Annotated in this window: 1 protein-coding gene (only partly in view); it reads right to left on the reverse strand. The window is 73.0% G+C overall.

Annotation, left to right across the window (positions count from 1 at the left end; genetic code table 11):
* Positions 1 to 12,550, reverse strand: the 3' portion of a protein-coding gene (locus ACIPAE_RS26750; RefSeq protein WP_402448457.1) for a type I polyketide synthase. 4,613 nt of this gene lie beyond the right edge of the window; 12,550 of the gene's 17,163 nt are visible here — the last part of the coding sequence; its start codon lies beyond the right edge, outside the window; its stop codon occupies positions 1 to 3.

Raw genomic sequence — 12,550 nt, forward strand, 5'->3', positions numbered from 1 at the left:
TCAGTCCAGGGTGGTCAGCCACTCCTGGACGACCCGCGCGGTGTCCGCTGCCTTCCCCTCGATGAGGCTGAAGTGGTTGCCCGGGACGGTCCGGTACTCCTGGCGGCTGTCCCAGGGCTTCGCCTGCCAGTCGTCGTCGGGGCCGGCCGAGTCGCCGGCGCCGGGCAGGAACGACTCCTCCGCCCCGACGAACAGCACCGGTGCCCGCAACTCCCCGACGGTGAACTGCGGGACCAGGTCGAAGTAGCAGCTCATGGCCGACAGCACGGTGCTGTCGAACATCTCGTACTCCGAGTCCTTGGCCACCAGCCCCATCACCAGCTGCCGCATCAGGTCGCGCTGGTCGCCGTCGCCGGTGTCCACCTGGTAGGTGTCGATCAGCACCAGGCCGGCGGGACGGACGCCCATGTGCTGCTCCAGGTGGACCGCCACGGCGTGGGCGATCACCCCGCCCCCGGAGTAGCCGAGGAGCACGAACGGCTCGCCGGCCGCCGTCTCGACGGCGCCGGCCGCGAACGCGGCGGTCGCGGCCTGGACGGACGACGGCAGGCTCTCCCCGTGTCCGAAGCCGGGTGTCGGCAGCGAACTGACCGAGCGCAGGCCGCGGAAGGGCGCCGCCAGCCGGGCGTGCTGGTGCGGGCCGGCCGTCGCCATCGGCGAACTGATGCAGATCAGCCGGTTCGTGGCCGGGCCGTCGGCCAACCGCACCCCGACGGGCGGGTGTTCCAGCTCCGTCACCGAGGAGAACACCGGCCGCAGCGCGGCCACCGCCCGCAGCAGGTCGAAGCCCTGCGGGACGTTGTCGGACAGCACCGCGCCGCGGAACAGCTCCGACAGGGTGTCGGGGCGGCGGCCGGGCGCCTGCTCCGGCTGCTGCGCCGCCGCGGGTTGCCCGGTGAGCGTCCCGTCGAGCTGGCCGGCGAGCTCCTCGTGCAGCCGGGACGCCAGCTCGGCGGGCGTCTTGGCGTCGAAGACGGCCATGGGCGGCAGCCGCAGCCCCGTCGTGGCGTTGAGGTGGTTGCGCAGCTCGACGGCGCTGAGCGAGTCGAAGCCGGACTCCAGGAAGTCCCGTTCGGGCTCCACGGCCTCCGGCCCGCTGTGGCCCAGCACCATCGCCGAGTACCGCAGCACGACGTCCTGGATGGCCCGCTTCTGCTCGGCCTCGGCCATGCCGGCCAGCTGCCGGCGCAGCGAGACCGCGTCGGCGCCGCCGCCCGCCGCACGGCGCCTGGCCTTCGGCGCGAGCCCCCGCAGCAGCGCCGGCGGCTCGCCGGACCAGCCGCGCAGCCCCTTCGGGTTGACCCGCAGCGGCACCAGCGTCGGGTGCGCGGTGGTCAGCGCCGCGTCGAACGCCGCGAGGCCCTCCTGCTCGGTCAGCGCGGGCAGGCCCTGGCGCTTCATGCGCTCCCGGTCCGCGTCGGTCAGCCACCGGCTCAGCCCGGTCGCCACGTCCCACAGGCCGTAGGCGAGGGAGCATGCCGGCAGGTTCAGGGCGCGCCGGTGCCGGGCCAGCGCGTCGAGGAACACGTTCGACGCGGCGTAGCCCGCCTGTCCCGCGGCCAGCACCAGGCCGCCCGCGGAGGAGAACATCACGAACGCCGCCAGGTCCATCTCCCGGGTCAGCTCGTGCAGGTGCCAGGCGGCGTCGGCCTTGGGCCGCAGCGACGTCTCGACGTTCTCCGGGGTCAGCGCGGAGACCAGCCCGTTGTGCGCGACACCGGCGACGTGGACCACGGCCCGCAGCGGATGCCCGTCGGGGATCGCGGCGAGGACGCCGGCGAGCGCCGAGCGGTCCGAGACGTCGCACGCGGCGATCGCCACCTCGGCGCCGGCGCGCCGCAGCTCCTCCCGCAGTTCCTCCGCCTCCGGGGCGTCCGGCCCGCTGCGGCTGACCAGCAGCAGGTGCCGGACGCCGTGCGCGGTCACCAGGTGCCGGGCGACCAGGCCGCCGAGCCCGCCGGTGCCGCCGGTCACCAGTACGGTGCCGTCGCCGGCGAGCACGCCCGGTTCGGCCTCGCCCGAGTCGCCCTCGCGCGGTTCGCTCTCGGCCGGGTCGCTCTCGGCCGGTTCCTCCTCGGCCCTGACCAGCCGCGGCGCGAGCAGTTCACCGCCGCGCAGCGCCGTCTCCGGCTCGTCCCCGGCGACGGCGGCCGCGAGCGCCCGCTCGGACTCGGGGGTGCCGTCGACGTCCACGAGCAGGAAGCGGTCCGGGTTCTCCGCCTGCGCCGCCCGCACCAGACCCCACACCGGTGCCTGCTCCAGCCGAACGTCGCCGCCGTCGGCCGCACCGGTGGTCACGACCGCCAGCCGCGACCCGGCGTACCGCTCCTCCGCCAGCCACTCCTGGACCAGTGCCAGGACACCGTGGACGGTCCCACGCACCGCGGCGGGCATGTCCGCCTCCCCGGGCGGGCCGTCCACGGCGGCCACCGCGTCCACCCGTACGGCGACCACCTCGGGTACGGCGGCGCCGGCCTCGACTGCGGCGGTGAGCGCGGCGAGGTCCGCGTAGGAAGCGGCGTCGCCGAACCCGGTCGGGTCCGCGAAGGAGCCGATCAGCGCGGAGGGCACCGCGCGGGCAGGCAGGGCGACCGGCGTCCAGTCGATCCGCAGCAGCGGCTCCTTGCGCCCCGCGGCGGGCACCCGGAACTGCTCCGGCGACGCCTCCCGCAGCATCAGCGACTCGATGTGGACGACGGGGGCGCCCGTGGGGTCGGCGAGTTCCACGGACACCGCCTGCGGTCCCGTCGCGGCGATCCGTATCCGCACCGCCCGCGCGCCCTCGGCGTGGACCGACAGGCCGCTCCAGGAGAAGGGCAGCACGGTGGCGCCCAGGGTGTCGTCCTCGCGGATTCCGGCGAAGGCCATGATGTGCAGGGAGGCGTCGAGCAGGGCGGGGTCGACTCCGAGCCGGCTGACGTCCTGGTGCGCGTCCTCGGGCAGCTCCACTTCGGCGAACAGGTCCTCGCCGCACCGCCAGGCGGCCTTGAGCCCCTGGAAGGCCGGACCGTAGCCGTAGCCGTACTCCGCCAGCCGCTCGTAGGCGCCGTCGACGTCGATGGTCGTGGCGTCGGCCGGCGGCCACTGGGTGAAGTCGTACGACGGTGCCGCCGCGCCGGTGCCCAGGAACCCCTCGGCATGCAGCGTCCAGGACTGGTCGTCGCCCTCGGGCCGCGAGTGGACGGTCAGTGACCTGCGGGCGTCTGCCGGGCCGGCCTCCCCCGGCTCCCCGACGGACACCTGCACCTGGACCCCGCCCTCCTCCGGGAGGATCAGCGGGGCGTGCAGGACCAGTTCGTCCAGCACGTCGCAGCCGACCTGGTCGCCGGCCTGCACGGCGAGTTCGACGAAGCCGGTGCCGGGGAAGAGGATCGCGCCGCCGACGCGGTGGTCGGCGAGCCACGGGTGGGTCGCCACGGAGAGCCGGCCGGTGAGGAGGACGGCCTCGGACTCCGCGAGCGTGACGGCCGCGCCCAGGAGGGCGTGATCGGGGGTGTCCAGGCCCGCGGAGGCCACGTCGGCGTGGTCCTCGGGGAGCAGCCAGAAGTGCTGGCGTTGGAAGGCGTAGGTGGGCAGGTCCAGGACGTGGCGGGGCGCGGGGCTGGTGAAGGTCTTGGGCCAGTCCACGGTGACGCCGGATGTCCACAACCTGCCTATCCCGGTGAGGACTTCGGCCGCCTCGGGGCGATCGCGGCGTACCAGCGGCACGATGACCGCGGAACTGGCCGCGCTGGTGGCTGTGTTGGTGGCTGCGTTGTCCTCTTCGGTGGCGGCTTCGAGGCAGGGGGTGAGCATTCCGGACAGCACCGCGTCAGGTCCGATCTCGACCCAGCGCGACACCCCCTCACTCGCCAGCCAGCTGACGCCGTCGGCGAACCGCACCGCCTCTCGAACGTGGCGCACCCAGTAGTCGGGGGTGCACAGGTCCTCGGCCGTCGCGAGGCCGCCCGTCACGTTCGACACGACCGGAATCTGCGGCGCCGCGAAGGACACCCCCGCCAGCACCTCCCCGAACTCAGCCAACATCGGTTCCATCAACGCCGAATGGAACGCGTGGCTCACCCGCAGCCGACTCGTACGGCAGCCACGCCCCGCGAACACCTCCGCCACTTCGGCCACGGCGTCCTCGACCCCGGACACCACCACCGACGAGGGGCCGTTCACCGCAGCGATGGACACGCCTTCCGGCAGTTCCGCGCACACCTCGGCCTCGGAGGCCCCGATCGCCACCATCGCGCCGCCCGCGGGCAGGGCCTGCATCAACCGGCCTCGTGCCGCCACCACCCGCGCGGCATCCTCGACCGACCACACCCCGGCCACACACGCAGCCGCCACCTCACCGATCGAGTGACCCACCACGAAGTCCGGCCGTATCCCCCACGATTCGACCAGCCGGAACAGCGCCACCTCGAACGCGAACAACCCCGCCTGAGCAACGACCGTCTCGTTCACCCGGTCCGTGTCAGAACCCCAGAGCACCTCCCGCAACGAGAACCCGAGATGGCGGTCCAACTCGGCCACCGCCTCGTCGAAGGCCGTCGCGAACACCGGGAACGCTCCGCACAACTCCCGCCCCATTCCCACTCGCTGCGCGCCCTGCCCCGTGAACACGAACGCCGAACGACCCGAGGCCGTCACACCGCGAGACACATTCGCCGCCCGCGCCTCGCCGGCCGCCAACGTCTCCAGCCCTCGGACCAGTTCGGCACGGTCCTGCCCGACGACCACCGCACGGTGCTCCCACGCGGCGCGGCCTGCCAACGACCAGGCCACATCCCCCACCGGCACACCACTGCCAGCCCCACCCACCCACTCACCCAACCGGCCCGCCTGAGCCGCCACCGCCGACTCCGAACGACCCGACACCACCCACGCCACCAACCCCGAACCCGCCTCGGACTCAGCCCCGTCGGCCTCCGCCGCCCCCTCCAGCAGCGGCAATTCCGAGCCCACCACCGGTGCCGACTCAGGCTCGTCGGGGGCTTGTTCGATGATCACGTGGGCGTTGGTCCCGCTGATCCCGAAGGACGACACCGCAGCCCGCCGTGCACGATCCACCCGCGGCCACTCCCGAGCCTCCACCAGCAACTCCACGGCGCCCGAGGCCCAATCCACCTCACTCGACGCCGCCCCCGCATACAGCGACCGCGGCAACACCCCCCGCCGCAACGCCTCCACCATCTTGATGACGCCACCCACACCCGCAGCCGCCTGCGTATGACCGATGTTCGACTTCAACGACCCCAACCACAAAGGCGAGTTCTCCGCACGGCCACGCCCATACGTCGCCAACAACGCCTGCGCCTCGATCGGATCACCCAACGACGTCCCGGTGCCGTGCCCCTCCACCACATCCACATCCACCACGGACAACCCCGCCGCACCCAACGCCGCACGAATCACCCGCTGCTGCGCCGGACCGTTCGGCGCCGTCAACCCGTTACTCGCCCCGTCCTGGTTCACCGCGGAACCCCGCACCACCGCCAACACCGAGTGCCCACCCCGCCGGGCATCCGACAACCGCTCCACCACCAGCATGCCCGCGCCCTCACCCCACCCGGTACCGTCCGCCCCCTCCGAGAAGGACTTCGAACGGCCGTCGGGAGCAAGGCCGCGCTGGCGGCTGAACTCGATGAAGACGTCCGGGGTCGCCATCACGGCGACACCGCCGACCAGCGCGAGCGAGCACTCGCCCGAACGCAACGCCTGCACAGCGGAGTGAAGGGCGACCAAGGACGACGAGCACGCCGTGTCGATGGTGATCGCGGGCCCTTCGAGGCCGAAGGTGTAGGAGATCCGACCCGAGGCGATGGAACCGGTGTTGTTGTTGTTCGCGTAGTCGTGGTACATCATCCCGGCGAAGACACCCGTCGCGCTCCCGCGCAACGACGCCGGGTCGATACCCGCCCGCTCCAGCGCCTCCCACGAGACCTCCAGCAACAGCCGCTGCTGCGGGTCCATCACCAGCGCCTCATTCGGACTGATCCCGAAGAACGCCGGATCGAACTCCCCCGCGTCATGCAGGAATCCGCCGTGCCGGGTGTAGGTGCTGTTAGGCCGCTCACCCGTCGGGTCGAAGATGCGTTCCGTGTTCCAACCGCGGTTGGTCGGGAACTCGGAGATCGCGTCCACGCCGTCCGCCACCAGCCGCCACAGATCCTCCGGCGACTCCACGCCACCCGGATACCGGCACGCCATCCCCACGATCACGATCGGGTCGTCACCGTCCACCTGTGTACGGAACGCCACCGGCGTCAACGCCTGCGCGGCGCCGGTCAGTTCGTCGACGAGGTGGGCCGTGACGGCCTCGGCGCTCGGGTAGTCGAAGACCAGGGTGGCCGGCAGGTGGATTCCGGTCGCCGTGTTGAGGCTGTTGCGCAGCTCGACGGCGGCCAGCGAGTCGAAGCCGAGGTCGCTGAAGGCACGGTCCGGTTCGATCGCGTCGGAGGACGCGTGCCCGAGCACGTCGGCGACGTGCTGCCGGACAAGGGTGAGCACCAACGCGTGCCGCTCGGCGGGCGCCAGGCCCGTCACCCGGCCGGCCAGGCCGGAAGCGGCGGCGCTCACCACGCTCTGCCGGGCGGGCACGCGCACGAGGTCGCGCAGTACCGGCAGGACGAAGCCGGAGGACACCGCCTGGGCGCGCAAGGCGGCGGGGTCCAGCCGGAGCAGCACGGTCAGCGCCTGTCCGGACCGCGTGACGGCGTCCGACCGCATGACCTCGTCGAACAGGGCCAGGCCCTCGGCGTCGGACAGCGGCGGGAAGCCCTGCCTGCCGAGGCGCCGTACCTCCACCTGTGTCAACTGGCCACCCATGCCGGTCGCCCACAGGCCCCACGCCATGGACACCGCGGGCAGGCCGGCGGCTTTGCGCCGTTGGGCCAGGGCGTCGAGGAAGACGTTCGCCGCCGCGTAGTTGGCCTGGCCGATGCCGCCGAACGTGCCGGCCATCGACGAGAACAGCACGAACGCGGACAGGTCGAGATCGCGGGTGAGCTCGTGCAGGTGCCAGGCGGCCACGGCCTTCGGCAGCAGCACGGTGTCGAGCCGTTCGGGCGTGAGGGCGGAGACGACGCCGTCGTCCAGCACGCCCGCGGTGTGGATCACGCCGGTGAGCGGGTGCTCAGCGGGGATGCCGTCGATGACGGCCGCGATCTGCGCGCGGTCCGCCACGTCGCAGGCGGCGATCACCACGTCCGTGCCCAACGCGGCCAGCTCGTCGCGCAGTTCGGCCGCACCGGGGGCCTCGGCACCCCGGCGGCTGACCAGGAGCAGCCGTCGCACCCCGTGGGCCGTCACCAAGTGACGGGCCATCAGCGCGCCCAGGCCGCCGGTGCCGCCGGTGATCAGCACGGTCCCGTGCGCGTCCCAGACGGGTTCGGCGTCGCTGGGCACGGTGCTCGACCTGACCAGTCGAGGCGTCCGCATGACGCCGTCCCGTATCGCGATCTCTGCCTCGCCGGTGGCGAGGGCGGCGGGCAGCGCGGCCCACGGATCGGTGGCGGCGTCGGCATCCACGAGGACGAAGCGGCCCGGGTTCTCGCTGTGGGCCGCCCGGACCAGGCCCCACACCGCCGATGCCGACAGCACGGCCTCGGACAGGGCTTCGGCCTCGGGTATTGCTTCGGGCACGGCTTCTGGCACGGTTTCGGGCCGGGCCTCGGACGCGGACTCACCGTCCTCCGGCAGGCGGATCGCCCCGTCCGTCAGCAGCACCAGTCGGGACGGCGCGAAACGCTCGTCCGCGAGCCAGGACTGCACGACCTCAAGGGCACGGTGGGCGATGACGGTCAGGCCGGGGCCGTCCGCGCCGTCAGTGCCTTCGGCGCCGTCGAGAAGGGCGGCGTACGGCAGGACGACCGCGTCGGGGAGCGGCTGTCCGGCTTCCAGCGCCGCGCCCAGCGCCTCCAGACCGGTGAACGAGGGGGGTTCGGTCGCTCCGGGCCGGCCGGTCGCCGGTTCGGCCGCTCCGGCGGGCCGGATGACCGCCCAACTCGGCGCGTCGGCCGTGCCGGTGGGCGCGGGCAGCGTGGCCCACCCCAGGTGGTACGGGACCTGCTCCGTACGGCGTGCCGCCGCGAGCTGTTCCGGGGAGACCTCGCGGGCGACGAGCGAGGAGACGCTGAACACGGGCTGACCGTCGGCGGTCGCGGCGACGATGGACATCCCGGCCGGGGCCGGACCGCCATCGGCCGTCCGTCCGGCTTCCTGCGGTGTCAGCCGCACGCGCAGCGCCGTGGCCCCGCGCGCGTGGAGCGCCAGGCCGTTCCAGGCGAACGGGACCACGGTGCGGTCCTCGTCGTCGGAGTCCCCCGCGGCGACCAGATTGACGTGCAGGGCGGCGTCGAGCAGGGCGGGGTGCAGCCCGAATCGGGAGGCGTCGGCGTGCGACTCCTCCGGCAACTCCACTTCGGCGAAGAGGTCGTCGCCGCGCCGCCAGGCGGACTTGAGCCCCTGGAAGGCCGGGCCGTAGACGTAGCCGGCGCCGAGCAGCCGCTCGTAGGCACCCGCCACCTCGACGGGCACCGCACCGGGCGGCGGCCACGCGGCGAGGTCGAACGCCGGGGCCTCCTGCTCAGGGGTGAGGACGCCCTCGGCATGCAGGGTCCAGACGGCCTCTTCGCCGTCCTCCTCCGGCCGCGCGTGGATCGCGAGTTCCCGCAGACCCGCGGCGTCGGGCGCGCGCACCACCACCTGGACGGCTACGCCGCCGCGCTCCGGGAGGACCAGCGGGGCGTGCAGGGCGAGTTCCCGCAGACCCCCGCAGCCCACCTCCAGCCCTGCGCGCAACGCGAGTTCGACGAACGCGGTACCGGGCAGCAGGACCGCCCCGAGGATGTCGTGGTCGGCCAGCCAACGGTGGGTTTCCGTCGAGAGGCGCCCGGTCAGCACGACGGAGTCACCGTCGGGCGACGGCAGTACGGCGCTGAGCAGCGGGTGGTCGACGGCCTCAAGTCCCGCCGCGCCCACGTCCGTTCCGCCGCGTGACGCGTCCAGCCAGTACCGCTTCCGCTGGAAGGCGTAGGTGGGCAGGTCCACGACGTGGCGGGGCGCGGGGCCGGTGAAGGTCTCGCGCCAGTCCACGGCCACGCCCGAGGTCCACAACCGCCCTACCCCGGTGAGAACTTCCGCCGCCTCGGGGCGATCACGGCGCACCAGCGGCACGATGACCGCCGAACTGGCCGCGCTGGTGGCTGCGTTGGCGGCTGCGCCGTCCTCCTCGGTGGCGGCTTCGAGGCAGGGAGTGAGCATCCCGGACAGCACCGCGTCAGGTCCGATCTCGACCCACCGCGACACCCCCTCACTCGCCAGCCAGCTGACGCCGTCGGCGAAGCGCACCGCCTCTCGAACGTGGCGCACCCAGTAGTCGGGGGTGCACAGGTCCTCGGCCGTCGCGAGGCCGCCCGTCACGTTCGACACCACCGGGATCTGCGGCGCCGCGAAGGACACCCCCGCCAGCACCTCCCCGAACTCCGCCAACATCGGCTCCATCAACGCCGAATGGAACGCGTGACTCACCCGCAGCCGACTCGTACGGCACCCCTGCCGCTCGAATACGTCCGCCAGCGCAAGCACCGCGTCCTCGACCCCGGACACCACCACCGACGAGGGGCCGTTCACCGCAGCGATGGAGACACCTTCCGGCAGTTCCTCGCGAATGGCCGCCTCCGAGGCCCCGATCGCCACCATCGCCCCGCCCACCGGCAACGCCTGCATCAACCGCCCCCGCGCCGCCACCACCCGCGCGGCATCCTCGACCGACCACACCCCGGCCACACACGCAGCCGCCACCTCACCGATCGAATGACCCACCACGAAGTCCGGCCGTATCCCCCATGATTCGACCAGCCGGAACAACGCCACCTCGAACGCGAACAACCCCGCCTGAGCAACGACCGTCTCGTTCACCCGGTCCGCATCCGAGCCCCACAACACCTCCCGCAACGAGAACCCGAGATGACGGTCCAACTCCGCCACCGCCTCATCGAACGCCGCCGCGAACACCGGAAACGCCCCGCACAACTCCCGACCCATCCCCAACCGCTGCGCACCCTGCCCCGTGAACACCAACGCCGAACGACCCGAACCCGCCACCCCCCGAGACACACCCGCACCCGGCAGACCGGCCGCCAACGCCTCCAACCCCCGCACCAGTTCGGCACGATCCTGCCCGACGACCACCGCACGCTGCTCCCACGCAGCACGCCCCGCCAATGACCACCCCACATCCCCCACCGACACACCAGAACCAACCCCACCCACCCACTCACCCAACCGAACCGCCTGAGCCGCCACCGCCGACTCCGAACGACCCGACACCACCCACGCCACCAACCCCGAACCCGCCTCAGACTCGGACTCCGCCGCAATCTCCAGCGGCGCCGGCCCAACCCCCGCCGACACCGTTCGCGCTTCTTCCCCCTCCGGTGCCTGCTCGATGATCACGTGGGCGTTCGTCCCGCTGATCCCGAACGACGACACCCCCGCCCGCCGCACACGACCCACCTGCGGCCACTCCCGAGCCTCCGCCAACAACTCCACCGCACCCGACGCCCAGTCCACCTCACCCGACGCCGTTCCCACGTGCAGTGACCGCGGCAACACCCCCCGCCGCAACGCCTCCACCATCTTGATCACACCACCGACACCCGCAGCCGCCTGCGTATGACCCACATTCGACTTCAACGAGCCCAACCACAAAGGCGAGTTCTCCGCACGGCCACGCCCATACGTCGCCAACAGCGCCTGCGCCTCGATCGGGTCACCCAACGACGTCCCCGTCCCGTGCCCCTCCACCACGTCCACGTCCACCACGGACAACCCCGCCGCACCCAACGCCGCACGAATCACCCGCTGCTGCGCCGGACCATTCGGCGCGAAGAAGCCGTTGCTGGCGCCGTCCTGGTTGACGGCGGAGCCCCGCACCACCGCGAGGACGGGGTGCCCGTTCCTGCGGGCGTCGGAGAGCCGTTCGACCAGCAGGAGGCCCAGGCCCTCGCCCCAGCCGGTGCCGTCCGCCGCGTCCGAGAAGGACTTCGAACGGCCGTCGGGAGCAAGGCCGCGCTGGCGGCTGAACTCGATCAGCATCTCCGGCGTGGCCATCACCGCGACACCGCCGGCCAGTGCGAGCGAGCACTCGCCCGAACGCAGCGCCTGCACCGCCAGATGCAGCGCCACCAGGGAGGAGGAGCACGCCGTGTCCACCGTCACCGCCGGCCCCTCCAGGCCGAAGGTGTAGGCGATCCGGCCCGAGACGAGGCTTCCGCCGCTGGTGCTGGCGCCGCCGTTGCCCTGGCCGTAGTCGTGGTACATCAGGCCGGCGAAGACACCGGTCGAACTGCCGCGCAGCGCGGTGGGGTCCATCCCGGCCCGCTCGAACACCTCCCATGACGCCTCCAGCAGCAGCCGCTGCTGCGGGTCCATGGAAAGCGCCTCGCTGGGGCTGATGCCGAAGAAGTCGGCGTCGAAGTCGGCCGCGTCGTAAAGGAATCCGCCCTCCGACGCGTACGACTTCCCCGCCTTGCCGGGCTCGGGGTCGTAGACGTCCGGGTCCCAGCCGCGGTCGGTCGGGAAGGGCGCGATCGCGTCCACCTCGTCGGCCACGAGTCGCCACAGGTCCTCGGGCGAGGAGACGCCGCCCGGGTAGCGGCAGGTCATGGCGACGATCGCGATCGGCTCGGCGTCCTGACGGGTGAGCGGCAGCGGGGTCACCGGCACGTTCGCCACCGCTCCGGCGATCTCGTCGTCGAGGTACCGCGCGACGTCGGCCGCGGTCGGGTAGTCGAAGACGAGGGTGGCCGGCAGGCGCAGGCCGGTCTCCGTGTTGAGGACGTTGCGCAGCTCGACCGACGTGAGCGAGTCGAAGCCGAGTTCCTGGAAGGCGCGGTCCGGCTCGATCGCGTCGGAGGACCCGTGCCCGAGCAGCGCGGCCACGCGGTCGCGGACCAGATCCAGCAGGACGCCGCGGCGCTCGTCCGCGGGCAGGCCGGCCAGCCGCTGGGCCAGGGCGGTGCCCTGGGACGGTCCGCCGGAGCCGGACACCTGACGGCTCCTGACCAGCCCGCGCAGCAGCGCGGGGACCTCGCCACGGGCACGCAGCGCCGCGGTGTCCACGCGCAACGGCACCAGCACCGCGGGTGCGGCGGACGGCGGCGTGCTCGCCGGCCCGGCTCCGCGCAGGGCGGCGTCGAGTGCCGCGAGTCCTTCCTCCGCGGACAGCGGCGGGAAGCCCTGCCGCTTCATCCGGTGCAGGTCGGCGTCGCCGAGGGCCGCGCCGAGGCCCGCTTCGACACCCCACAGGCCGTAGACGAGGGAGGTCGCCGGCAGACCGTGGGCCCGGCGGTGTGCGGCCAGCGCGTCGAGGAAGACGTTCGCGGTGGCGTAGGCGCTCTGTCCGGCGGCGAAGAGCAGGCCGCCGGCGGACGAGAAGAGCACGAACGCCGACAGGTCGAGGTCGCCGGTCAGCTCGTGCAGGTGGTGGGCGGCGTCGGCCTTGGGCCCGAGAACGGCGTCCAGCCGCTCGTCGGTCAGCGCCGTCACGAGTCCGTTG

The sequence above is a fragment of the Streptomyces sp. NPDC087270 genome (assembly GCF_044744625.1).
Taxonomy (GTDB): Bacteria; Actinomycetota; Actinomycetes; order Streptomycetales; family Streptomycetaceae; genus Actinacidiphila.